The organism is Streptomyces sp. UF-297, assembly GCF_058245575.1.
Genome location: NZ_JBSIBZ010000059.1, coordinates 38,323 through 61,809, shown reverse-complemented (window position 1 = coordinate 61,809; position 23,487 = coordinate 38,323). Strand labels below are relative to the sequence as shown.

22 protein-coding genes and 2 pseudogenes are annotated in these 23,487 nt (G+C 71.0%); 15 read left to right on the top strand and 9 right to left on the bottom strand.

Annotated features, from left to right (window positions below; genetic code table 11):
- Positions 1 to 83: 83 nt before the first annotated feature.
- Both AC4IJH_RS28440 and AC4IJH_RS28435 read left to right on the top strand, forming a co-directional pair.
- Positions 84 to 1,250: an acyl-CoA dehydrogenase family protein gene (locus tag AC4IJH_RS28440; protein ID WP_490854747.1), complete on the top strand. Its 1,167-nt coding sequence runs from the start codon at positions 84 to 86 to the stop codon at positions 1,248 to 1,250.
- Positions 1,251 to 1,257: 7 nt separating this feature from the next.
- A complete protein-coding gene (locus AC4IJH_RS28435) occupies positions 1,258 to 2,325 on the top strand; it encodes a Zn-dependent alcohol dehydrogenase (RefSeq protein ID WP_490854745.1) in 1,068 nt (355 codons plus the stop codon).
- 52 nt (positions 2,326 to 2,377) lie between these two features.
- Here the strand turns inward: AC4IJH_RS28435 and AC4IJH_RS28430 are convergent, their stop codons facing one another.
- Positions 2,378 to 3,112 carry a flavodoxin family protein gene (locus AC4IJH_RS28430; RefSeq protein ID WP_490854744.1) on the bottom strand — a complete coding sequence of 245 codons (735 nt, stop codon included), beginning with the start codon at positions 3,110 to 3,112 and terminating at the stop codon, positions 2,378 to 2,380.
- 137 nt (positions 3,113 to 3,249) lie between these two features.
- Positions 3,250 to 3,615, bottom strand: a complete 366-nt coding sequence (locus AC4IJH_RS28425; RefSeq protein ID WP_490854743.1) for a MerR family transcriptional regulator — start codon at positions 3,613 to 3,615, stop codon at positions 3,250 to 3,252.
- Positions 3,616 to 3,774: 159 nt separating this feature from the next.
- Here AC4IJH_RS28425 and AC4IJH_RS28420 point away from each other — a divergent pair.
- Positions 3,775 to 4,254 (top strand): annotated as a pseudogene (locus AC4IJH_RS28420) (MFS transporter); the annotation flags it as partial.
- A gap of 100 nt (positions 4,255 to 4,354) precedes the next feature.
- Here AC4IJH_RS28420 and AC4IJH_RS28415 read toward each other — a convergent pair.
- Positions 4,355 to 4,993, bottom strand: coding sequence for a flavin reductase family protein (locus AC4IJH_RS28415; protein WP_490854742.1), 639 nt, complete (start codon positions 4,991 to 4,993; stop codon positions 4,355 to 4,357).
- A gap of 166 nt (positions 4,994 to 5,159) precedes the next feature.
- Between AC4IJH_RS28415 and AC4IJH_RS28410 the strand changes: the two genes are divergently transcribed.
- Complete coding sequence (locus AC4IJH_RS28410) at positions 5,160 to 5,753, top strand: RNA polymerase sigma factor (RefSeq protein ID WP_490854741.1); 594 nt, start codon at positions 5,160 to 5,162, stop codon at positions 5,751 to 5,753.
- Between the two features lie 4 nt (positions 5,754 to 5,757).
- Positions 5,758 to 6,378: a hypothetical protein gene (locus AC4IJH_RS28405; RefSeq protein WP_490854740.1), complete on the top strand. Its 621-nt coding sequence runs from the start codon at positions 5,758 to 5,760 to the stop codon at positions 6,376 to 6,378.
- 434 nt (positions 6,379 to 6,812) lie between these two features.
- On the opposite strand, the gene AC4IJH_RS28400 is transcribed toward AC4IJH_RS28405, so the two are convergent.
- Both AC4IJH_RS28400 and AC4IJH_RS28395 read right to left on the bottom strand, forming a co-directional pair.
- The gene (locus tag AC4IJH_RS28400; RefSeq protein WP_490854739.1) at positions 6,813 to 7,691 is read right to left on the bottom strand and encodes an enoyl-CoA hydratase/isomerase family protein; all 879 of its coding nucleotides are present in this window, start codon (positions 7,689 to 7,691) and stop codon (positions 6,813 to 6,815) included.
- A gap of 211 nt (positions 7,692 to 7,902) precedes the next feature.
- Positions 7,903 to 10,182 carry an acetate--CoA ligase family protein gene (locus AC4IJH_RS28395; protein ID WP_490854738.1) on the bottom strand — a complete coding sequence of 760 codons (2,280 nt, stop codon included), beginning with the start codon at positions 10,180 to 10,182 and terminating at the stop codon, positions 7,903 to 7,905.
- A gap of 422 nt (positions 10,183 to 10,604) precedes the next feature.
- On the opposite strand from AC4IJH_RS28395, the gene AC4IJH_RS28390 reads away from it, so the two are divergent.
- The 4 genes and pseudogenes from AC4IJH_RS28390 to AC4IJH_RS28375 all read left to right on the top strand — a co-directional run bounded on the left by AC4IJH_RS28390 (position 10,605) and on the right by AC4IJH_RS28375 (position 13,448).
- Positions 10,605 to 11,507: a DUF6192 family protein gene (locus tag AC4IJH_RS28390; RefSeq protein WP_490854737.1), complete on the top strand. Its 903-nt coding sequence runs from the start codon at positions 10,605 to 10,607 to the stop codon at positions 11,505 to 11,507.
- Between the two features lie 2 nt (positions 11,508 to 11,509).
- The gene (locus tag AC4IJH_RS28385; protein WP_490854736.1) at positions 11,510 to 11,920 is read left to right on the top strand and encodes a RacP protein; all 411 of its coding nucleotides are present in this window, start codon (positions 11,510 to 11,512) and stop codon (positions 11,918 to 11,920) included.
- Positions 11,921 to 11,934: 14 nt separating this feature from the next.
- Positions 11,935 to 12,791: pseudogene (locus AC4IJH_RS28380) on the top strand (IS5 family transposase).
- A gap of 213 nt (positions 12,792 to 13,004) precedes the next feature.
- Positions 13,005 to 13,448, top strand: coding sequence for an HIT family protein (locus AC4IJH_RS28375; protein ID WP_490854735.1), 444 nt, complete (start codon positions 13,005 to 13,007; stop codon positions 13,446 to 13,448).
- Positions 13,449 to 13,642: 194 nt separating this feature from the next.
- On the opposite strand, the gene AC4IJH_RS28370 is transcribed toward AC4IJH_RS28375, so the two are convergent.
- Complete coding sequence (locus tag AC4IJH_RS28370; RefSeq protein ID WP_490854734.1) at positions 13,643 to 14,830, bottom strand: flavin-containing monooxygenase; 1,188 nt, start codon at positions 14,828 to 14,830, stop codon at positions 13,643 to 13,645.
- Between the two features lie 144 nt (positions 14,831 to 14,974).
- Between AC4IJH_RS28370 and AC4IJH_RS28365 the strand changes: the two genes are divergently transcribed.
- Together AC4IJH_RS28365 and AC4IJH_RS28360 are read left to right on the top strand one after the other, a co-directional pair.
- A complete protein-coding gene (locus tag AC4IJH_RS28365) occupies positions 14,975 to 15,430 on the top strand; it encodes a Zn-ribbon domain-containing OB-fold protein (RefSeq protein WP_490854733.1) in 456 nt (151 codons plus the stop codon).
- A 9-nt stretch (positions 15,431 to 15,439) separates the two neighbouring features.
- On the top strand, positions 15,440 to 16,435 hold the full coding sequence (locus tag AC4IJH_RS28360; RefSeq protein WP_490854732.1) for a hypothetical protein: 996 nt from the start codon (positions 15,440 to 15,442) through the stop codon (positions 16,433 to 16,435).
- A 125-nt stretch (positions 16,436 to 16,560) separates the two neighbouring features.
- On the opposite strand, the gene AC4IJH_RS28355 is transcribed toward AC4IJH_RS28360, so the two are convergent.
- Positions 16,561 to 17,229: a hypothetical protein gene (locus tag AC4IJH_RS28355; protein WP_490854731.1), complete on the bottom strand. Its 669-nt coding sequence runs from the start codon at positions 17,227 to 17,229 to the stop codon at positions 16,561 to 16,563.
- 278 nt (positions 17,230 to 17,507) lie between these two features.
- Here AC4IJH_RS28355 and AC4IJH_RS28350 point away from each other — a divergent pair, with 278 nt between their 5' ends.
- The 4 genes from AC4IJH_RS28350 to AC4IJH_RS28335 all read left to right on the top strand — a co-directional run bounded on the left by AC4IJH_RS28350 (position 17,508) and on the right by AC4IJH_RS28335 (position 21,974).
- Positions 17,508 to 18,242: an SDR family NAD(P)-dependent oxidoreductase gene (locus AC4IJH_RS28350; RefSeq protein ID WP_490854730.1), complete on the top strand. Its 735-nt coding sequence runs from the start codon at positions 17,508 to 17,510 to the stop codon at positions 18,240 to 18,242.
- 161 nt (positions 18,243 to 18,403) lie between these two features.
- Positions 18,404 to 18,709 carry a CU044_2847 family protein gene (locus AC4IJH_RS28345; RefSeq protein WP_490854729.1) on the top strand — a complete coding sequence of 102 codons (306 nt, stop codon included), beginning with the start codon at positions 18,404 to 18,406 and terminating at the stop codon, positions 18,707 to 18,709.
- Between the two features lie 15 nt (positions 18,710 to 18,724).
- Positions 18,725 to 21,505: a trypsin-like peptidase domain-containing protein gene (locus AC4IJH_RS28340; protein ID WP_490854728.1), complete on the top strand. Its 2,781-nt coding sequence runs from the start codon at positions 18,725 to 18,727 to the stop codon at positions 21,503 to 21,505.
- 55 nt (positions 21,506 to 21,560) lie between these two features.
- Complete coding sequence (locus AC4IJH_RS28335; RefSeq protein ID WP_490854727.1) at positions 21,561 to 21,974, top strand: cupin domain-containing protein; 414 nt, start codon at positions 21,561 to 21,563, stop codon at positions 21,972 to 21,974.
- On the opposite strand, the gene AC4IJH_RS28330 is transcribed toward AC4IJH_RS28335, so the two are convergent.
- Together AC4IJH_RS28330 and AC4IJH_RS28325 are read right to left on the bottom strand one after the other, a co-directional pair.
- On the bottom strand, positions 21,958 to 22,716 hold the full coding sequence (locus tag AC4IJH_RS28330) for a class I SAM-dependent methyltransferase (protein WP_490854726.1): 759 nt from the start codon (positions 22,714 to 22,716) through the stop codon (positions 21,958 to 21,960). The genes AC4IJH_RS28335 and AC4IJH_RS28330 overlap by 17 nt on opposite strands.
- Positions 22,717 to 22,761: 45 nt before the next feature.
- Positions 22,762 to 23,448 carry a pyridoxine/pyridoxamine 5'-phosphate oxidase gene (locus AC4IJH_RS28325; protein WP_490854725.1) on the bottom strand — a complete coding sequence of 229 codons (687 nt, stop codon included), beginning with the start codon at positions 23,446 to 23,448 and terminating at the stop codon, positions 22,762 to 22,764.
- Between the last annotated feature and the right edge of the window lie 39 nt (positions 23,449 to 23,487).

The window sequence follows — 23,487 nt, the reverse complement described above, 5'->3', positions numbered from 1 at the left end:
CTTTACGCCCGAGTACCCCACCCCGCAGCCCCGCCCCCTCCCGTTGTGGGTGGGGGAAAAGACGGGTGGGTGGGGTGGTGATGATGGATTTCGGGTTCGGGGTCGAGGACGAGGTCTTTCGGGGGGAAGTTCGGGGGTGGCTTTCGGGGCATGTGGTGGGGGAGTTCGCTGCTGCTGGTTCCAAGGGTCGGCTTGATGTGCGGCGGGAATGGGAGCGGGAGTTGGGGCGTGATGGGTGGATCGGGCTGGGGTGGGAGGGGAGTTACGGGAATCGGCGGGCGTCTCTGACGCAGCAGGTGGTGTGGGGGGAGGAGTATGTGCGGGCGGGGGCTCCGGGGCGGGTGGGGCATATCGGGGAGAATTTGCTGGGGCCCACGTTGATTGCTTTTGGGGACGAGGTGCAGCGGGGGCGGTTCTTGCCTGCTATTGCCCGGGGGGAGGAGTTGTGGTGTCAGGGGTACAGCGAGCCGGGCGCGGGGTCGGATTTGGCGGGGGTGCGGACGGTGGGGGAGCGGGAGGGGGGTGTGTACCGGGTCAGTGGGCAGAAGGTGTGGACCTCGTTGGCTGCGGATGCCGACTGGTGTTTTGTGCTGGCGCGTACGGAGATGGGGGAGCGCCGGCATCGAGGGCTGTCCTTTCTGCTCGTACCGATGGATCAGCCGGGGCGGGTGGAGGTGCGGCCGATTCGGCAGATGTCGGGGGCGGCCGAGTTCAATGAGGTGTTCTTCGACGGGGCGGTGGCGCGGGCGGAGCATGTGGTGGGTGGGGCGGGGAATGGGTGGCGGGTGGCGATGGGGCTGCTGGCGTTCGAGCGGGGGGTGTCGACGCTGGTGCAACAGGTGGGGTTTGCGGGGGAGCTGGAGTCTGTTGTGAGTGATGCCGTGCGGTCGGGGGCGGTGCGGGATCCGGTTGTGCGCGATCAACTGGTGCGGCAGTGGTCCGAGTTGAAGGTGATGCGGTGGAACGCGCTGCGAACGCTGGGGGCGGCGGAGGATGCGGGGGCGCCGAGTGTGGCGAAGCTGTTGTGGGGCGGGTGGCATCAGCGGCTGGGGGAGCTGGCGGTGCGGGTGAGGGGGGCCGCGGGGGCGGTGGGGCCGCGGGAGTGGAGTGAGGAGGAGCCGTACGAACTGGACGCGGGGCAGCGGATGTTCCTGTTCTCGCGGGCCGACACGATCTATGGCGGGTCGGACGAGATTCAGCGCACCATCATCGCCGAGCGGGTGCTCGGCCTTCCCAGGCGGGAGCGGTGAGGCGGGTATGCGGGGAGTGATCTTCGACGGGGAGCGGGTCCGGGTCGTGGACGACCTGGAGGTGCGGGACCCGGGGCCGGGGGAAGTGCTGGTCGGGATCCGGGCGGCGGGGCTGTGCCACAGCGACTTGTCAGTGGTGGATGGGACGATTCCCTTCCCGGTGCCGGTGGTGCTGGGGCACGAGGGGGCGGGGGTGGTCCAGGCCGTGGGTGCGGGGGTCGCGCATGTGGCGGTGGGGGATCATGTCGCGCTGTCCACGCTCGCCAACTGCGGGGCGTGCGCGCAGTGCGACCGGGGGCGGCCGACGATGTGCCGGGCGGCGATCGGCAGGCCGGGCAGGCCGTTCCGGCGCGGGGCGGACGGGCTGTTCAACTTCGCGTCGAATTCGGCGTTCTCGGAGCGTACGGTCGTCAAGGCCGTGCAGGCGGTGAAGATCCCCGAGGACATACCGATGGCGTCGGCGGCGCTGATCGGGTGCGGGGTGCTGACCGGAGTCGGGGCGGTGCTCAACCGCGCGAAGGTGGACCGGGGCGACTCGGTGGTGGTCATCGGGGCCGGGGGCATCGGGCTCAATGTTCTGCAAGGGGCGCGGATAGCGGGGGCGTTGACGATCGTCGCGGTGGACGCCAACCCCGCGAAGGAGGCGGTGGCGCGGCAGTTCGGGGCGACGCACTTCGTGGACGCCTGCGCGGTGGCGGACACGGTGGCCGCGGTCGAGGAGATCCTGCCGACGGGCGCCGACCACACCTTCGAGTGCGTGGGGCGCCCCGAGCTGATACGCCAGGCCGTCGACCTGCTGGACCGGCACGGCCAGGCGGTGCTGCTGGGCGTGCCGCCGGCCACGGCCGAGGCGAGCTTCAGGGTGTCCTCGATGTATCTGGACAAGTCCATCCTGGGCTGCCGGTACGGCTCCGCGCGGCCGCAGCGGGACATCGCCCTGTACGCCGAGCTGTACCGCCAAGGGCGGCTGTTGCTCGATGAGTTGGTCACCGCCGCGTATCCGGTCGAGGACTTCGCGAAGGCCGCCCAGGACGCGCGGGAGGGGAGAGTGGCGCGGGCGGTGCTGACGTTCTAGGGCCAGGCGTCGCAGGCCGGACGGGACGTTGACGACAGGCCCTATCGGCCTGTCAGCGGTGTTCGGGGTTGTCGAAGTCGAAGCGGCAGCCGGCGTCCCACTGCGAGCGCTGGTTTCCGTGGGCGGGGATGCCCCCGGCGTCCTTGAGGAGCCGGGCGAGGTGGAGGAGGTTCCAGGTCATGAAGGTGGTGTTGCGGTTGGTGAAGTCGTTCTCCGGGCCGCCGGAGCCGGGGTCGAGGTAGTTGGGGCCGGGGCCCGCCTCGCCGATCCAGCCCGCGTCGGCCTGGGGCGGGATGGCGTAGCCGATGTGCTGCAGGCTGTAGAGGACGTTCATGGCGCAGTGCTTGATGCCGTCCTCGTTGCCGGTGATCAGGCAGCCGCCGACCCGGCCGTAGTAGGCGTACTGCCCCTGGTCGTTGAGCACGCCCGAGCAGCCGTAGAGCCGCTCGACGACGTGCTTCATCACGGAGCTGTTGTCACCCAGCCAGATGGGCCCGGCCAGCACCAGGATGTCCGCGGCCAGCACGCGCTCGTACAGCTCGGGCCACTCGTCGCTCGCCGCGCCGTACTCGGTCATGTCGGGCCGTACGCCCACCGCGATGTCGTGGTCCACCGCCCGGATCCGGTCGACCCGCACCCCCTGCTTCTCCATGATCGACCGGCTGATATCGACCAGCCCCTGGGTGTTGCTGACCTCGGGGGAGGGCTTGAGCGTGCAGTTGATGAACAGGGCGCGCAGATCCGTGTATTGGGCGGGAGGCTGCGCGGTGCTCTCGGGCGCGGGCACGGTGGTCTCCTTGGCTGCCGGGGCGGGCGTGCTCTGGCCGCGGCTCGTCGAGGTGCCCGGCCGCGCTCCTGACGATTCCACCATCCTGCGGGCCGCCCGGCCTGTCGACGTGCTCCGGGCGCGTGATCGCGTGGGGTCTATCCGGCCGTGCGCCGGGGGGCCGCGGCGATGGCGCGGTCCAGGGTGCGGCGGGATTCCTCCAGATCGGCGATCTGGCGGTCGATACGGGCCCGCTCCAGGCGGAGTTCGTCGGCCAGGCCGGGGGTGCAGGGGACGAGGACGCCGTCGCGTTCGCAGATGGTGGGCAGCACGCGGGCGATCACCGGGGTGCACAGGCCGGCGGAGAGCAGGGCCCGGATGCGGCGGACCAGGCGGATGTCCTCTTCGGTGTAGGTGCGGTAGCCGTTGGGGTGGCGCTGGGGGCGCAGCAGGTCCCGGGCCTCGTAATAGCGCAGCATCCGGATGCTGACCCCGGTGTGCTTGGACAGCTCGCCGATTCGCATGGCGCCAGTGTGCCGCACCCGGGCTTTGAGCCTGCCACGGTGTCACGGTTTACGTCCCCGGCCATGCGAGAGACGAGGGGGAACGGATACCGGGCGCTGGCCACCGCACCCGTGCTGACCTGGGCTGCCGTGGCCATCGCGAGCCGGGCTTTGATGATCGTGCCGGTGACGGCCGCGGCCTCGCTTTTGGCGGTCATCGGGGTCTTCGACGTCGTCGGCACCATCGCCTCCGGCTGGTTCACCGACCGCTTCGACACCCGCCGCCCGCTCGCCACGTACTACGCGCTGCGCGGTGTCGCCCTGATGTTCCTGCCCATCCTGCCGGCCGACTCCCTCCACCCGCCGATGATCTTCTTCGTCGTCTTCTACGGCCTGGACTGGGTGGCGACCGTCCCGCCGACCATCGCCCTGTGCCGCGAGCACTACGGCGAGGACAGCGCCATCGTCTTCGGCTGGGTCCTGGCCTCCCACCAGGTGGGCGCCGCGGTGATCGCCTCCCTCGGCGGCCTGGCCCGCGACGCCTTCGGCACGTACGACCCCGTCTGGTACGCCTCGGGCGCACTGTGGGCGATGGCGGCGCTGATGGCACTGGTCATCCGGCGGCGGCGGGGCGGCGCGGCGGGGCTCGCGGGGGCCTGAGGGCTTCAGGGAGGTGACGGCGCCGCGCCCCGTAAGAGGCGCGGGCTCTGTGTCGGTGCGCGGCTCCGCCGCGTGGCGCGAGGCCGTACGCGCGCCCTCCTCAGGCGGTCCCGAGTCGGCCGAAGGCGCCCCGGTGGAAGAGCAGGGGGCCTTCCCCGGCCGCCGTCTCGTCCGTGCCCAGGGCGGCGACCCGGCCGATGACCAGGAGGTGGTCGCCGCCGGTGTGCACGGTCTGGATCGTGCAGTCGATCCAGGCCGGTACGCCGATAAGGCGCGGTGAGCCGGTCACGGGCGCGGGGGTGTGGGCCACGCCGGCGAACTTGTCGCCCCCGCTGACCGCGAAGCCGCGGCACAGCTCGCCCTGGTGGGCGCCCAGGACGTTGACGCAGAAGACGCCGGCGCGGGCGATGCGCGGCCAGGTCGTGGACGTACGGGCCACCATGAAGACGACCAGCGGCGGGTCCAGGGAGAGCGAGGCGAAGGACTGGCAGGCGAAGCCGGCGGGGGCAGCCGGCGCGTCGTCGGGCGCGGCGGGCGCGGTGATGACGGTGACGCCGCTCGCGAAGTGGCCCAGGACCGCGCGGAATTCGGCCGGGTCCAGGGGGGCGCGCTCGTCCTCGCGTACGGCGCGCAGCGCGGGGCGGGGGCGCTCGGTGGTGGGCGCGGGTGCGGGCGCGGGTGCGGCGGCCCGGGTGGGGGCGCCGACCGAGCGCAGATACCGCACGGCCGTGGCTGCCATACCGGCGTGTCCCATCATGGCCTCATTCAATCTGATGCAGCGTCAGATGTGAAGGTGTGCGGCGCACTCGGGGTACCGGCGAGGGGAGCCGATTGGTCCGGTACTGCGCCGGGTAGCCTCCCCGTCGGCCGCGCCCGCGGCCGCACCACGCGGAGAGTTCCGGTACATGGCCGATGCCACACCTCCATCATGTCCGAACGCGTCAGCCCCCTCCTCGGACGCGTCGGCGGACTTCGACGAGGTCTTCTGCGGCCTGCTGCCGCGGCTGTACCGCAGGGCGGTCATGCTGGCAGGTACCCGCCAGTCCGCGGAGGATGTCGTGCACGAGGCCTATCTCAAGCTCGCCGCCCGCCCGCAGCGCCTGCTCACGCACCCCGAGCCGTACGCCTATGCCTTCACGGCCGTACTGAGCGTGGCCCGCGACGCGTACCGCAAGGACCGGCGGCAGGTGCTGGTCGACGAGCTGGAGGCGGTCGAGGGCGCGGAGACGGGGAACGGCGGCCCTGGCGGCGCCGGGGGGTGGGACGGCGGGGTGGAGCGCCGGCACGCCGAGCTCGAAGCGGTGCGCCTGCTCGGGCGGTTGACGCATCGCCAGGCCGGGATCGTCATCCTCGTCGACCTCGACGGGTACACCATCGACCAGGCCGCGAAGATCATGAAGGTGCACCGCGGGACCGCTGCCCGGCACCGCACCCGGGCCCTGGACGCACTGCGGGCGTATCTGGCGCAGACGCGGCACGGCGGACAAGGAGGTGAGTGACGCCATGGGGCGGCGCTCTACGGGAGGAGCCGGTCCCGCCGAAGCGGGGCGGGACGAGGCCGAGGCGGCGCTGCGCGAGGCGCTGCGCGCGGCCGACGCGGCCATCGAGATGCCGCCGGGGCTGTGGGCGCGGATCCAGGAGAGCAGCCGGGCCGACGGCGCTCCCGCGGTCGTTCCCCTCTCCGTGAAGCGGCGGCGCTCGGCCCTCTTCGCGGTCGTGGTCGCCGCGGCGGTCGCGGTCGTGGCGCTGGGCGTGTGGTGGCTGGTGCGGCCCGCCGCGCCCGAGCCGGGCCCGTCCGGTCCGGGGACGACCGTGCCGATAAAGGTCTACAACAGCGAGGTGGCGTGCCGCGGTTCGCGCACGCTGGAGTGCGCCCTGCGGCTGGCCAAGGACCCGCGCGCGAAGTACGCCGCGCCCGACAACGCCGCGGGCCGCGTCTGGCACGGCGACCCGCTGGCCGCCCGCTGCGTGGTCACCGACGGCACGCTCGTCCGGGACGAGGAGGGCATCACCTCCACCCGCTGGTACCTGGTCAGGACGGCCGAGGGCGTGGACGGGTGGCTGCCGGGGGTGCGCACCCGCAATACGCGCGAGGTGCGCACCTGCACCGCCGATGACATGTGATGCAGGTCACATAGAGGCGTGTCATACGGGCCGCGGGTCCGCCTCGTGTACCGGGTGAACGGTGCGCGTACCGACGGGAGTTCTGCCGGGCATCACCGGGACCCCGGGTGTGCGGATACCCGGCAGGCTCCCAGTCGGTACGCGGCCGTCGCGCCCCAGCGCCATAACGGGGGAACGGGGGAGTGCTGGGGAAGTACGGGGGAGTTACGGGGGCAACAGGGCCCGGGTCTGTCGGTGCGACAGGCCGCGGGCCCTTCACCGCGCCGGTCGCTGTTCCCGCGGGTCGCTGCCCCCGCAAGTCGCTGTCCCCGCTGGTGCTGTTCCCGCAGGTCGCTGTCTCCGCTGGTGCTGTCTCCGCCGGTGCTGTCCCCGTAGGTCGTCGCCGCCGGTGCGCCGTCCCCTCGTACGCCATACGCCGCCCCCTCGTACGCCGGTCAGCGCCCCCGGTAGACGGGCGCCCGGCGCTCGATGAAGGACGCGACGCCCTCCTGCGCGTCGGCGGTGGTCATGTTGATCTCCTGGGCGGCGGCCTCGGCGGCGAAGGCGGCCGGGCGGTCGGTGTCCAGCGCGGCGTTCACCAGCTGCTTGGTCAGGGCGAGGGCGCGGGTCGGGCCGGCGGCCAGCCGCTCGGCCCACGCGCGGGCCGTCTTGGCCAGCTCCCCGTCCGGCACCACGCGGTTGACCATCCCCAGCCGCTCGGCCTCGGCGGCGGACACCGCGTCGCCGAAGAACAGCAGCTCCTTGGCGCGCCGCGGCCCCAGCAGGCGGGTCAGCAGATACGCCCCGCCGCCGTCCGGTACGAGCCCGCGCCGCGCGAACACCTCGATGAACGTGGCCGATTCGGCGGCCAGTACGAGGTCGCAGGCCAGCGCGAGATGGGCGCCGATACCCGCCGCGGTGCCGTTGACGGCGGCGATCACCGGCTTCTCGCAGTCCAGTACGGCCGCGATGAAGCGCTGCGCGCCGTCGCGGATCATGCGGGAGACGTCGCCGGCCACCCGCTCGGCCGCCGCGTCGGGGCCGCCGCGCAGATCGGCGCCCGCGCAGAACCCCCGGCCCGTCGCGGTGATCACCACGGCGCGTACGGCCGGGTCGGCGGAGGCCTGCGCGAGCCGCGCGATGATGCGTTCGCGCTGGTCACGGGTGAGGGCGTTGAGCGCCTCGGGGCGGTTGAGGGTGATCCACGAGACGCCGTTGTCAGTGGCGTGGAGTATCAAGGAATCAGTGCGATCACGGGAGTTGGCAGGGTCGCCGGAGAGGGCGGGATCGCGGGAGTCGGCAGGGTCGGGACGAGCCTCGGGGGAGGGCGTCATGAAGAAGACACTCCAGGTCGTACGGCGGGTGGGAATGCTGCTGTGGGCGTGGGCGTGGGCGTGGGCGTGGGCGTGGGCGTGGGCGTGGGCTTGGGCTTGGGCACGGGTGCGGACGCGGATTCGGGTGCGGACGCGGATTCGGGCGCGGCTGTGGGCGGGTGACGGCGGGGGTGGCGCGGTGGCCGGACGGCGCCGCGCGGACCCCGGTGGCTCAGCGGCACACCGTCAGCGCGTCCAGTGCGACCGCGCCCTGGCCGCGGGGCAGCACCATCAGGGGGTTGATGTCCAACTCATGGATCGCGTCGCCCAGTTCGAGGGCCATGCGCTGCACCCGCAGGACGACCTCCACCAGCGCGTCGACGTCGGCGGGGGGCGCGCCTCTGACCCCCTCCAGCAGGGCGTGGCCGCGCAGTTCGGCGAGCATGGCGCGGGCCCGGTCCTCGCCGAAGGGCGGTACGCCCACCGCGGCGTCGCGCAGGACCTCGACGAGCACCCCGCCCAGGCCCACGGTCACCGTCGGCCCGAAGAGGCTGTCCTGGGTGACGCCCACGACCATCTCCACGCCCCGCTCGACCATCTGGCACACCAGCACCCCGTCCAGGTCGATGTCCTCGTAGCGGGCGATGTCGCTCAGCTCGCGGTAGGCGTCGCGGACCTGGCTGGCGGAGGTCAGACCGATCTTGACCAGGCCCAGTTCGGTCTTGTGCGCCAGCTGCGGCGCGGAGGCCTTCATCACGACGGGGTAGCCGACCAGTCCCGCGGCGCGCACGGCCGCCGCCGCGCTGGTCACCAGCTGCTCGCGCGGCACTCTGATGCCGTAGGCCCGCAGCAGCTGCTTGGACGCGTGCTCGCTGAGCTGTTCGCCCGGCCGCATCAGGGCCCGCGCCTTGCGGGCGGACGGGGACGGCGCGCGCGGGGCGTCCTCGAAGGGGGAGCGGTAGGCGGCGGTGAAGCGGTGGTGGCCGAGGTAGGCGCCGACGGCCGTGATGCAGTTGGCGAAGGTGCGGAAGGTCGCCACCTTCGAGGAGCCGAGCAGGGTCGTGCGGTAGGCGTGCTCGGTGCCCACCGGCGAGCCCCACACCACGCACACCAGCTTGTCGGTCTCCTCCGCCGCGTCCACCAGGTCCTGTGCCAGCTTGTCGCTCATGGGCGGGAAGGGGCCGGTGATCGGGCAGATCAGTACGCCCACGTCCGGGTCGGCCAGGACGGCGTCGATGATCCGGCGCCCGCGCCAGTCGCCGACGGGGTGTCCGCCGTTGTCGATGGGGTTGGCGACGCTGAGGTAGTCGGGGATCCACTGGTGCAGCTCCGCCTGCTTGTGGGCGGAGAGCGTGGGCAGCTGCAGCCCGGCGGCGGTGGCCAGGTCGCAGAAGTGGGCGCCGGTGCCGCCGGATATCGAATAGACGGCGACCCCCTCGGCGGTGGGCCTGGGGGCCCGGGCCAGCAGGGCCGCGGTGTCCTGGAGCTCGTCCAGCCCGTCCACCCGGATCACCCCGAACTGCCGCATCGCCGCGTCCACCACCGCATCGGTGCCGGTGAGTTTGCCGGTGTGGGAGGCGGCGGTGCGGGCGCCGGTCTCGGTGCGGCCGACCTTGACGGCGACGACGGGCACCTTGTTACGGGCCGCGCGGTCGGCGGCGAGCAGAAAGGAGCGCCCGTCCTTGAGCCCTTCCATATACGCGGCGATCGCCCCGACCTCGGGGCGGGTGGCGAAATAGGAGATGAAGTCGGCGGTCTCCAAGTCGGCCTCGTTGCCGGTGGGGGCCCAGTGCGAGAGGCGGATGCCCAGTTCCTGAAGGGAGAAGACCGGGCGGCCCTGGTGGCCTGACTGGGTGATCAGGGCGATGGCCGGGCCGGGCAGGTCCTCGCGGAACTCCTCGAAGGCGTTGAGGTTGGTGTTCGGCCCCAGCAGCCGCATCCCGGAGCGCCGTACGGCCTGGGCCAGCCGGTCCTGGGACGCCGCCCCCGCCTCGCCGGTCTCGGCGAAGCCGGAGGCGAAGGCGACCGCGAACTTGACCTTGGCGTCGGCCAGTTCACCGATGACCGCCGCCGGGTCGGCGACCAGCAGTACGGCGAGATCGACCTGTTCGGGCAGGTCGGGGACGGAGGGGAAGCAGGGCACACCGAAGACGCTCTCGCGGCCCGGATTGACCGGGTACAGACGGGCGCCCACGCGCTCGGCCCAGGCCATCAGCCGGCGGGTGATGCCGGTGTTGGGACGGCCCTCGCTGTCGGAGGCGCCGACGACGGCCAGCGCCTCGGGCCGGAAGAAGCGGTCCAGGTCGGGGACGGGGGCGTGCAGGGGGCGGCCGCTGACGTCCAGGTCGCGGTCCGTGCCGCCGCCCCCGCCCCCGTGGCCGCCTCTGCTGCCTGCCTCGGCGTACGGACCTGCCGTGCTGTGGACGGCGGCCGGGGCGGGGTGCTCCGCGCAGGCCACGGCGCGGGTGGGGCTGGAGTGTGTGGTGAGGGTGCCGTGAGTCGATCCAAGCATCGCTGACGCCCGCTCTGTGTGACGGCCAACTTAACTGACGCCCAGTCAGGTTACTGAACTGACGACTCGTCAGGAATGGGGGTGCACGGTAAAGCTTCACTGAGGGCTGGAGTCCGGCGGCGGCTGCCAGTCGCAGTCCGGTGCGCTTCCGTGCCCCGTAAGAACCCATCTTTGAACCTCAGCTGATCTCGTACAGGCGCCACGGTGGAGGGCTCTGTGTGCACAGGGCTCTCCGCTCTCGGTAGTTCGGCAGAGGCTTTGCGGAGAGCTTTCGCACGCTTCACGCGCCGCGGTGGCGCGCCTTTCGGGCACTCGCTGGCGGGCGGATTCTGCCCCCTATCGGGCGGGCCGGAGTTCCCCTTTACGGCCACGGGTGCCGTGCTCCGGCCTGGCAGGGGGTGGGTGTGGTGCCGAGTTCGGAGATGGTCGGCAACGTCAGCGTTGACCGGTACGAGCAGATCGTGGAACGGCTGCGCGAGGCAGCTGAGAAGTTGTCGAAGAGTTCGTTCATCATCGGCGATGGCGCCCTGGAAGTGGTTCCCATGCAGGAACACGGCGGCCGGTCCGCGGGGGACGACTTATTCGGGGTGTCGGCATGGTTGCACCGGCTGTCGGAAGACATCGACGTCCCCTACAACACGATCAAGGAGTATCGGTGGGTGGCCAGTCGGTGGCCCGAGCGACACCGGTGCGCCGGGGTGGCCTTCAGCACCCACAAGGTGCTCGCCGCGATCTCGGATCCTGAGGAGCGGTGGGCGGCGATCAAGAATCCGCCGCTGGACGAGCGGACCGGCAAACGCCGATGGACGCCGGAGACCTCCCGGCAGCGGGTCGGGTATCACGGTCCGGGCCCAGAGACGGCGCAGGAGAAGATCGAGGCTGTGCACGACCTGGTCGCCGACGAGCAGGTCGCCGCGCAGGTGGCGACCGATCTGCTGAGGCGTCCGGCGGTGGCGTTCAAAGCCATGACCGATAAGACGGCTCGTCACCAGGTAAATCACGCTCAGGTCGAGCAGTCCCGTCAGCTGCGCGAGGCCCACGAGCAGCAGCTCGAAGACGCCCCGGAGCCGTTCGAGCCGACCGTGCGGCGGATCAACCACGCGCTGGAGTTCTTGGACCTGGTCGGCGCCTGTCAGCGGTTCGTCGCGGCCACAGGGCGGATCGTCCCCTCACTGCGCGAGCGCCGCTTCTCCGATGACGAACGCGACACCGTGCACCGCAACGTCGACCGGGTCCGGGCCACCTGCGAGTGGATCCTCACTGCCGTGGACACCGGCCAGGTCGACGTCGACGAAGAACTCGCGAAACTCCTGCGAGGCGAGTAGGAATGCCCCGGTCACGGCACCGGGGTGATGCGGCACGCGAGCACGCGGAAGTGATCTGGAGAGCACTCATGCAGGCCCGCCCGGCAGGTCTCCACATGCCCCAGCTGATGCGGGCCACCGAACTTACCCGCAGCCAAGTGCAGTCGGGAATGGCGATGATGCGCGACATCATCAGCAAGAAGGGATGGCCACCGGTGATCTACACCCGTGCGGACGGCTATCAGTTCACCGCGGACCCGAACGAGCTGGAGACCTACGAAACGGCGCGGGTGCACGTGCTGCTCACCGAGGTCCGCCGCCTGATCACGGGCACCATCGCCCCGCACGCCGCCCTGGATCCGGAGGACAAGCGGGTGCGGCACATCGTCGCCCAGCTCAACTCCGTGGAGTCCACCCTTGACCTGATCGCCTGACGGGGGCGGACGTCATGCGCCGGCGCCGGTATCCCTCGGACACCACCGACCTCGAATGGCTTCTCATCGAGCCGTTGTTGCCGGTGCCGGCCTGCCAGACTCCGCGCGGCGGCCGGCCCGAGGCCCATCCGCGACGCGAGATTGTCGATGCCCTGCGCTATCTCGTCGACACCGGCTGCAAATGGGCCGCACTTCCCCAGGATTACCCGCCGTTCAAGACCGTCTTCGGGTTCTTCAGCCGCTGGTCCGCCGCTGGGGTCTTCAACCTCATCCGTGACCAGCTGCGGCGCCGGGTCCGGCGCGCGATGGGTACGTCCCCGAACCCGGTGGCGGCGGTGATCGATTCGCAGTCCGTCAAGGTCGCCGCCACCGTCCCGCGCTCCACGTCGGGATACGACGCCGGAAAAGGACACCGGGCCGGAAGAGACACATCATCGTGGACCTCAAGGGGCTGCCGCTGTTCGTGATGGTCACCCCGGCCGATATGCACGACAGCGTCGCCGCCCGCGAAGCCCTCTTCCGGCTCCGTCTCATGCACCCCGAGATCACCATCGTCTGGGCCGATCTGGCCTACGCGGGCACACTCGTCGACTGGGCTAAGACCTTCCTCCACCTGACGATCAAAACCGTGACCAGGCCAAAGGGGGCGCAGGGGTTCGTGATCCTGCCGAGGCGCTGGGTGGTTGAGAGGTCGCTGGCGTGGTTGTTGCACGCGCGCCGGAATGTGCGCGATTACGAGACCCTGCCCGAGCACTCCGAGCAGGTGCTCACCCTCGCCGCCATCACGCTCATGTCGCGTCGTCTCACCAAGCAGCCCGCCTACCCAACGTCTGCGGCTCCCCGGCCGACAGCAGCCCTTCAGGCCGTCTGATCACCGCGCCTGAGCATCAAGGTGGCTATGACGTTGTTCAGCGGCCGCGGCAGGACGCCTTCCAGCAGCCCAAGTTGATGGGTCGCGTGGGTGCAGTGAGGGGTGGTAACGGGGAGAGTTGCCAGATGTTGTGGGGTGAAAGTCGCTCGCGCCCGTGTGCCGCTTCTGATGTTGTGAGCGGCACGAGGTACTCGGGTCTTGAGGGGACAGACGGTGACGGACGACGGATGCATCTTTTGTGCAATAGCGAGAGGTCAGGCGGACGCCAGCATCGTCCACGAAGACGAATCGGTGATCGCTTTCATGGATCTCCAGCCCGTCACTCCAGGCCACTTGCTAGTCATCCCCAAGGCACACGCGGTGGGACTGGAAGATCTCCAGGAGGACGTCGGTGTCCAGGTCTGGAAAGTTGCGCATCAGCTCGGACGCGCACTGCGCCGATCAGGCTTGCGATGTGAGGGCGTCAACTTGTTCCTTGCGGACGGGGAAGCAGCCTTCCAGGAAGTTTTCCATCTGCACCTGCATGTCTTTCCCCGCTTCACAGGTGACCCCTTTCGCATTGATGCTGACTGGCGCGTCCAGGAACGAGACCAACTCGACAAGACGGCTGGTGCCGTCCGTGGCGGCCTCACTGCCCTCGACGCCGGGCAACGCTGACGACCATCGCGCTCCGGTCCGGACACGGTCTTCGGCCTGAGCCCAAGCTCTGCCTTGAGTGTCCTGCGGACCGAGCCTCTCAGTAACCAATGCCCAAAGCTCGCAGTTCAAAGATGGGTTCTAAGGGGCGCGGGGAACTGCGCGACCGGCCCCCGCCGGCCCGCGGGTTCATGACCGCACTTCCAGCGGAGCGCTCAGCGGCACGCATGCCCACAGCTCGGACTGCGTTCACGGGCGATGGCGCGGGCGGTGCGGCGGGCATCCAGGGCGAGTTCGCGGAACATGCCGCTGATGGGGTTGGTGAAGCCGGTGAAGTAGAGGTCGGGGGCGGTGGGGAGGGTGCGGGGGCCGTGGGCGCGGGGGCGGCCGCGGGCGTCGAGTACGCCGAGGTGGCCGACCACGCGTTCCAGGCCCCGTCGGTAGCCGGTGGCGGCGATGACGGCATCCGGGGTGATGGCGGTGCCGTCCGTGAGGTGCACCGTGCTCCCGTCGAAGGACCGTACCGCGGCGACGGGTTCGACCGTGCCGGAGCGTACGGCGTCGATGAGGCCGACGTCCTGGACGGGGATCGCGCCCTCAAGGACGCGGGAGTACAGGCCGCTGTCGGGGGAGGGCAGCCCGTAGGGCGTCAGATCGGGGACGGTCAGGCGGCGCATGGTCGCCGCCGCCCGGTCCACGGCGCGCGGCGGCAGCCGCCGTACGAGAATCCCGGTGGCCTGGGCCGGCCATCCCGCCGTCGAGCGGCGCACGATGTGCGGCGCCGTACGCACCGCCAGCCGCACCCGCTCCGCCCCGCCCTCCACCAGATCGACCGCGATCTCCGCGCCCGTGTTGCCGGTGCCCACCACCAGGACGTCGCGGCCCGTGTAGGGGCGCGCGTTGCGGTAGTCGGCGGCGTGCAGCAGGTGCCCCGCGTAGCTCTCGCGGCCCGGCCAGTCGGGGAGGTGCGGGGTGTGGTTGTAACCGGTGGCGACCACGACCACGGGCGCCGTGAGCACCCGCCCGCCGTTGGCGTGCAGCAGCCACCCCGACCGCTCGGCGTGGTCGACGCGCCGCACCTCCACGCCGGTGGCGACCTCGATGCGGTGGTGCCGCGCATAGCGCTCCAGATAGCGCACCACGTCGTCCCGCCCCACCCACCGCCCGTACGCCCGGGGGATGGCCAGGCCCGGCAGCGCCGAGAGCCTGCGGGTGGTGTGCAGCCGCAGCCGGTCGTAGTGCCCGCGCCAGGAGGCGCCCACCGCGTCCGACTTCTCCAGCACCACCGCCCGCACCCCGCGCTCGCGCAGCGCGGCAGCGGTGGCCAGCCCTCCCGGACCGGCTCCGATGACGTACACCTGGGGCGGAGCAAGGGAGTTGAGGTGATCGGCGGAGTCCGGCATGCCGGTGAGGGTAGTGCCGCCGCCGCCGCGTGTCGCCGGTGCGGGGCGCCATGATGGCCGATCGTGACCGTCCTCTTGCGCTATCCGGCCGCCGTCCGCTGGACTGACGTACCGTCAGATACGAGCCCCGGGAGGGCACCGGCCATGCAGAGGAAGCCGACGAACCCCACGAAGTCCGGGCCACCGGCCGCAGCGCGCCACGACCTCCCCGAGATCGACGCCTTCACCCGCCCCTACTGGGAGGCGGCAGCCGCGGGACGGCTGCTCATCCGCCGCTGCCGGGCCGCCGGCTGCGGCGCCGCGCACCACTACCCCCGCGAGTTCTGCCCGCACTGCTGGAGCGAGGACGTGGTCTGGGAGGAGGCGAGCGGCCGGGCCACGCTCTACACATGGTCCGTGGTGCACCGCAACGACCTGCCGCCCTTCGGGTCCCGGGTCCCCTACACCGCCGCGGTCGTCGACCTCGCCGAGGGGCCGCGCATGATGACCGAGATCGTCGGCTGCGACGCCGGGCACCTGCGCATCGGCGCGCCGCTGCGGGCCGCCTTCCGCGCCCAGGAGGGTATTTCGGTCCCCATCTTCCGCCCGGACCTCGGATAGCCTCACCCGGTGCCGGTCACCAGCGATGCGTACGACAGCAACGCATACAACAGCAACGCATACAACAGCTACGACAGCAACGCATACGACAGCGGCGCGCGCGACAGCGGCGCATACGCCACCAACGCGCACGCCGGCGACGAGAAGCTCCTCAGTCCACCCGACAGAACCCTGTCCGCCCTCGGTTTCGCGGAAGTGCCCGCGCTGCAGCCGCTGACCTACCCCGGCCGCCCGGTCACCGAGCCCGCGCTGCTCGCCGAGGGCTCCCTCCTGCGGCTGCGGGTCGCCGAACGCCCCCTGGGCGACTGGCTCGTACGCGACACCGGGTCCGGCGGGCGACCGCCCTCTCTGGATCAGCTCCTGGCCTCCCTCGGCCACCCCGCCACCGCCCGCCGCCACCCGGTCCTCGCCGTCGGCTCCAACGCCTCGCCCGCGCAGGTCCACCACAAGCTCACCGGGCGCGGCCTGCCCGCCCTGGTCCCCATGGTCCCCGTGGAGGTCGGCGGTATCGCGGTGGGCTGTTCCGGGCACATCGGCCGGTGCGGATACGTCGCCGGCGCCCCGTACGCGGACCCGGCGGCGCGCACCCTGCTGGTGCTGTCCTGGCTGGATTCCGTACAGCTCAAGGCAGTTGACGACACGGAGTTCCCCAACTACCGCAGGGTGCTGCTGCCCGGCACGGACTTCCCGATGCGGCTGCCCTCCGGCGAGCCGCTGCCCGGCGCGTACCTCTACGTCAGCGCGCGCGGCGTACTGACCGACCGGCCCGGCGGCACACCCCTCCCGGGCGGCGGCGATCAGCGCGCCCTCCTGAGCGGCCTGCTCGCCGCCTCGCCCGCGTTGCGCGAACTCCTGGGCCCCGACCCGGAGTCCTGGACACGCCTGGCTCGCGCCGAGCCCGCCGTACGCGCGGCGGCCACCCGGATCTTCGCCGACCACGGCTGGGTACGCCCCACCGGCGACCTCCTGTCGTACGCACCCCCGCCCGCCACCGCAGTCCGCTGACCCGTCAACCGCCAACCGCCAGCCACTGACCCGCCATCCTCTGATCCCTCACCCCTCACCCCTATCCCCTCAACCGCCAGCCGTCATCCCCTGCCCCGCCATCACCTCTGCCCCACCAAGGCAGTTCACACCCGCACCTGCCGCAGGATCTCCTCCCGTACGTCGTCCGACACCTCCGGCCGCCGGTAGCGCACCACCTCCCGGTACTCCACCGGCCCCACCACCAGCGAACGCCCCATCCTGGGCGAGCGGGTGACCAGCGTCGCGACCATCTCGCGGTCGGGGACGACGGTGTCGTGGAGGACGCCGGACGGTATGTCGTGCTGGGTGCCCGGCGCGACGGTCCGTGACCTCTCCAGCCGGATCTGCGCGGTGCGGTGCATCGAGTGCAGCAGGTCGGTCTCGTCGGGGGCGTTGTCGGCGTAGTGGTAGAAGACCTCGCGCCAGCCGTCGGCCGCGCCCTCGTCCAACTCCTCTTCGGCCGCGCGTACTTGGTAGATCTCGTCGCGGTACGTGCCCTGGATGACGTGGCTGGCCAGGTGCCAGCCGTGGCAGTGGATGCGGGGTCCCCAGTTGCGGATCACCCGCCGCCGCCTCGGCCAGGCGTGCAGCCGGACCCAGGACAACTCCTCTATGACCGGGCCGAGATGGAATACGGCGAAGCCGTTGGGGTGCCAGCGGGCCGGACACGATTCCGCCGCCTTGAGGATCGTGGGTGCCCGCTCCCGCCAGCACATCTGCAAGATCCGTCCGGCATCGCTGATGAATTCCTCGTACGCGGAAGGGCTGGGCATGCACGGCACCTCTGGCATACGGACGGAGGCCGACTGAACTCCTACCTCAATTCGGTACGTCCCGAATTGCAATCCACCGGATTCTATGGGGTGAATGTTCGATATTCTAGCCTTCGAATGCGAAGGGCCGCCAGAGTGCGGCATCAGAAACCCTGCGCTTTTCTACGTATCCGCCGATACCTCAATATGCGTGTCCGCCATCTGTAAACCGTCCGTAATTTGAGGCCAACTGGCCACGCCAGTACGCTGACTCGGGAATTCTTCGGGAAAGGGAGACCATGGGCGCAGAAAAGGTGGCTCTGGTGACCGGTTCGAGCCGGGGCATCGGCCGGGCGGTCGCGGAGCGCCTCTCCCGCGAGGGATTTCACCTGGTGATCAACTACCGGGAGTCCGCCGACCGGGCCAAGGAACTCGCCGACGAGCTGTCCCGGCGCGCCGCCTCGGTCGCGGTGCGCGCGGATGTCGCCGACCCGGCCGAGGTGCGTCAGCTGGGCGCGGCGGTACGGGAGGAGTTCGGGCGCTTGGACGTACTGGTCAACAACGCCGGGGCCACCTTCGCCGGCGACTGGCGCAAGGCCACCGAGCAGGAGTGGCGCAGCGCCCTGGACACCAATCTGACCAGCGTCTTCGAGACGGTACGGGAGTTCTCCCCGCTGCTGGAGGAGCAGGGCGGCTGCATCGTCAACATCGGCTCCACGTACGGGCACATCACGGCGGCCCCGATCGCTGCGTACTCGGCGGCCAAGGCCGGAGTGGTGGCGCTGACCCGGGCCTTCGCCAAGGAGCTGGCGCCGCGGGTGCGGGTCAACGTCGTGGAGCCGGGGAACATCGACACCGATATGACCCGGGCCGCGGGCGAGGAACTGGTCGCCGCCGTGATCGAGCAGACCCCGCTGGGGCGCCTCGGCACGGCCGAGGAGATCGCCGGGGCGGTCGCCTTCCTGGTGAGTCCGGCGGCGGCCTTCATCACCGGCCAGCAACTCGTCGTCGACGGCGGCCACGGCCTGCGCTGACCCCGGACGCCCGACGACAGCCCCACGCCCCAGGCCTCACGCCCCTGCCACCCGGCACAACCCCCGGCGTAACCCCGACCGCCCGACGCACCCCGCCCCTCCCTTCACCCGTCACCACCCCGCCCACCCGACGCGCCCCGGCCACCCACGGAGGTCACGCCATGGACGACGTCCTGCCCACGGTCATTCCGGCCACCCTGCCCAGCGGCCGGGAGATCCAGATCGCGGTGACGGATCTCGGCGGTGAGGAGCAGGTGGCCTGGCGCCCGCCGCCGGTCGCAGAAGTCATCGCGGACATCAAGGAACTGGCCACGACGGTGATGGACACCCTGGCCGATCTCCCCGGCCGCAAGGTCACCTTGGAATTCGGGGTGGGATTCGGGGTCGACTCGGGAAGTCTGGTGGCGGTGCTGATGAAAGCCAGCGCCGTGGCCAGTCTCAAGGTGACCGTCGAACTCTCCGACTGAGCACGGCATACCGTCGTGGCGAGCCAGCGCGAGGCGATCGCCTATTTCCGGTCGTGCACGGTACGCGTCCACGGCGCCGCGACACAGGGCACCGGATTCTTCGCGCGCGACGATCTCGTCGTCACCTGCGCCCATGTGCTGTTCGCCGCGTCCGGAAAGCCCTCGGCGGAATATCTGGTGTGGCTCGGCCGGTCCTTCCCGCTCGACTACCAGCGTGTCAGCTGGTCCACGGAGGACGATCTGGCGGTGATCCGCTTCGCCGCCCCCGTCAGCGACCGCCATCTTCCGATCGATCCGGCGATGGAACTCGGCGAGCAGATCTACAGCTTCGGCTACACCGACGAATACGCCGACGGGGATTCGGTCACCGTGGAATACGAGGGGCTGACCCAGTCCCGGCGCCCGCTGCTGAAGTTCAAGGGCGGCCAGGTGCGCCCCGGAATGAGTGGCGCGCCGCTGCTCAGTCTGCGCACACAGGCGGTGTGCGGGCTCATGACCACCACCCGGGACCGCCGGCTGGCGGGTGGCGGCCGCGGCATTCCGGGCGCGACCCTGCTGGCCGCCTTTCCCCACGCGCTCACCGAGGGCCGCCTCTCCCTGCGCACCCTGAATGCGAATGTGCACGGTACGCAGGGCCCGTACGCCAACGGGGCGCCCGCCGCGCAGAGCCCGTACGCCGACCCGTACGCCACCGGCTCGCCCGCCCCGCCCCCGGACGGGGAATCGCCCCAGCCGCCCCGCCTGATCGCCCGGCTCAGGAATTTCCGCAACGAGCAGTCCGCCCGAGGAGTGAGCGGCTCGCAGCAGATCCGGGTCGGTGACCTCTTCGGCGACGAGGGAATCCTGGTGCCCTTCCGCGCGTCGTACAGCATTGCCGCCGAGGCGGAGATCTTCGACCCGGTCGCCCACATCATCACGCAGTGCGAACGCGTGGGCGGACAGGCGGGCGAACACGCGGGAGGGCACGCGGGAGGGCACGCGGACGGACAGCCGGGCGCAGAGCCGCCCGGTCCGGTGCGCGGCCGCGCCCGCATGCTGGCCATCGCGCCTCCCGGAACGGGAAAGAGCACCTTTTCCACCGCGCTGTTCCAGGAGTTGGCGGCCCTGTTCATCCAGCGCCGCAGCACCACCGTCCCGATCCTCATCGATCTGCGCGAATACCGCGACCAGGGAGCGGACAGCGAATTCGGATCGCAGGAGTGGACCCAGGCGCGACTGGACGAAGTGGCGAGTTCTCCGGGGGTGTTGACGGCGGACGGCGACGGGTCCGAGGCGCTGCGCCCGTTCATCATCCTGGACTCGCTGGACGAATTCCTCGCGGGCAAGCCGCCGTTCGTCGTCGACTCGATGATGCGCCGGTTCCTCTTCCGGCAGGCGGGCGTGATCTGCTGCCGGACGCTGTACTACGAGCAGAATCTGGCGATGCTCCCGGACGTGAGCTGGCTGACCTCCATCCATCTGCTGCCCTGGCGCTCCGAGGACGTGCTGGAGTACTGCGAGAAGTACTACGCGAGGCTGTACGGGGCGGCGCGTGGCGCGGAAATGCTGGACCGATTCCGCAGGCACCTGGACCAGTCGACGAGCCTGGCCGCCATGTGCAGTGTGCCGCTGCGTCTGAACATGGCACTGGACCTGCTGGGCCCCAGTCGTGACCGGCTCGGCCAGGCCACCACCCTGCTCGGTCTCTACCACACCTATGTGGAGCGGCTGTTGGTGAGCGAGGCGGGCAAGGGCGGCAGCGTCCTCACCCACACCCGGAAGGCGGAATATCTGGAACAGATCGCCTGGCATTTCTACGACGAGGGAAATCTGGGCGACATCCAGGCGCCCCCCTTCACCCAGGGCGAGCTGGAACTGCTGATCGCGGGAAGCGCCCAGCGCCCGCCCGGCGTCTCCACCGCGGACGTCGTGGAGGACCTGCGGACGCACAGCCTGCTCCAGACGGACACGGGTCTCTTCGCCTCGATCGACCCCGGCACACTGCGCTTCGAGCACAAGTCGTTCCAGGAGTACCTGGTGGCGCGCGGGATATTCCATGCGATGGTCAGCGGTCCCGTACGGGTCGCGGAATTGTTCCGGCGCCACTTGAGCGCCGAGGTGTCGGAGTTCCTCAAGGAGTACATCGACCGGGCCGGGGGATCGGGCCGGCTGTCGTCCGTGATCGCCGACAACTGCCTTGCCGCCTACCGTATGAACCGTTCCCGTGGCGCGTCCGTGCATACGACGCAGGAGGGCAGGGCGCGTATCGCGCGGGCCCAACTCTGTTACTATCTCGGCTCCATGGCCTCGCCGAGAGCGGCGGAGCAGCTCGTCCTGATCATGGACGAGGAGTCGGATGCGTGGACCAGGCGCGGTATCGCGATCGGCCTGGCGATCGGTGGAAACCATGAGTATGTCTCGGCGTATATAGACATGCTGCGCCGCGAGCGCATCGCCGGTGGCCGCACACCGGAGAACGACGTGAATGTGGGATTTCATCTGACGTTCTTCGGGGATCAGCCCTTCGATCCGCTGCGGCCGGACGCGGACCAGGGCCTGCCGCAGTGCAGACGCACCATTCGCCGGCTGACCTATCAGCTCGACACCGAGACGGACCGGGGCAGTTGGCGGCTCAATCTGTACACGATCGTGGATCTGTGGCGCCATCGCGCGGGCTCCCGGCAGGACTGCCGCCAGGCGCTGTCGCAGGTGTCCCCGGCGCTGCGCCGGATCATCGCCGTACGGAAGGCGGACCCCTGGTCCGCCGGGTGGCCGGAACTGGACGACCTGGTGGCGGTACTCGATGAGGCTGTATGACCTGTCGCGCATGGCCGGGTGTGCCGTGCTGCTGATTTCGACACAAGGGGGATCGATGAATACCTCACCCGCACCGTCCGCCGGACCGGCGAAGCCCGCCGTCGTCGTCGTGGACGAACAGCCCAGGATGGATTTCGCGGAGGAGAACATCAGCGGGGTGCTGCTCGCCGCGACCCCGCGCGCCTCGGCCACCGTGGCCTTCGTGGCGCCGCACGAGGCGCAGACGCTCCACCTCCACCAGCGCCCGGACAACGGCGACGAGATCATCTTCGTCTACCGCGGCCGGTTCCGGCTGACCGGGCAGGACTGGCCGCAGCGCACCTACGACACCGACGCCGACGGCCCCGTCTACGTCCAGGTGCCGACCAAGACCCCGGTCAGCATCGTCAACGCGGGTGACAGCGAGGTCGCCTTCTACACGGTCTTCACCCCGGCGTTCGCACCCGGCGAGATCAACTACCTGGAGTAGTACGCCCTTTGCCGCCGCCCATCGGGGTGGCCGCGGCGATCAGCGCCGCGCCACCCCCCGGCCAGATACGCGCCAGCGCGCGTGACTGGTGGCGTGTCGTGCCGCGCCGCCAGACCACGAAGTTCGCCTGCACCTCCAGTGGCCGCAGCCCCGCCCGCACCAGCGCCTGTCGCAGTGAGCTGTGGGTGAACTGCCGGATGTGCAGCCTGCGGTAGGCGTGGTGCGCGTCGACGTGCCGCGGCGAGCGGCCGAGCAGGAACATCACCCGGTCCTGTACGGCGGCGAGGTTGGGGGTGGTCAGCACCACGACGCCGTCGGGCCGCAGTGCCCGGGCGCACTCCACCAGAAAGTCGTGCGGGTCGTAGAGGTGCTCGATCAGCTCGCCCGCCAGCAGCCCGTCCACGTTCCCGTCGCCGAACGGCAGCCCTTCGGTCGCGTCCAGCTGCACCGCGTCCAGCCCCCGGGCGCGGGCGGCCCGCAGCGCCTCGTGATCGGCGTCGGCGGCCACCGGCCCCAGCCCTCGCGCGCGCATCAGCTCGCAGGTGGCGCCGCCCGCCGCGCCGATCTCCACCATCCGCGGGTCCTTGCGCCGCCCGTTGAGCCGGTGCCAGTGGCGGTCCAGCATCCGCACCGCCAGCTCCAGCCGCAGGGAGTGATAGCGGTCCTTCAGGTACGCGTCGACCTCGTCCCCTCCGGCGTAGCGCGCGGCATTCGCCTCCCGGGCGCGTCGGCGTACATCCATGCCGTCCTCATCCCCCTCGGCCGGGCCCCGCCGCGGCCGACCACCTCACGGCCACAGCAGCCCGCGCTGCCAACCATCTTCGGTACGACGGTAGTTCAGACGCACATGCCGCCGCCGGGCATCGCCCTGGAAGAACTCGACCTCTTCGGGGCGCAGCACGTACAGCGTCCAGCTCGGTACGGGGGCGTCCGGTTCGCGCCGGGCCCGCTCCCACGCCACCTCGGAGGCGCGCTCCAACTCGCCGTAGGAGTCAAGGACTTCGCTCTGGTGGCCGACCAGGGCCGCGGCCAGCGCCCCCGGTGAGCGCCGGTGCAGATCGGCGGCGCTCTCCTCGGGACCGGCCGCGGTCACCGTCCCGCGCACCCGTACCTGCCGGCCGACCGCCGCCCAGTAGAAGCCGAGCGCTGCCCGGGGGCGGGCGGCCAGTTCGCGCCCCTTGCGGCTGCCGCGGTGCGAGGCGAAGTGCCAGCCGCGCTCGTCGGCGTCGTGCAGCATCAGGGTCCGCAGGGAGGGATCGCCCGCCTCGTCCGCCGTCGCCAGCGTCATGGTGTGCGGCTCGGGTACGCCCGCCTCGGCGGCCTCCCGCAGCCAGCGGCGGAAGAGCGGCAGCGGATCGGCCGGGGCGTGCGCCGGGTCCGGGTCGACGGAGGGCAGCTCGCCCTCCCATACGCGCAGCGTGCGCAGCAGGTCCCGGAAGCGGGCGGTGTTGTCTTCGGGTGGGGTGGCAGCCATGTCCGGCAGCGTAGGCGCTCCGCTGGGTGCGGTCGGTTG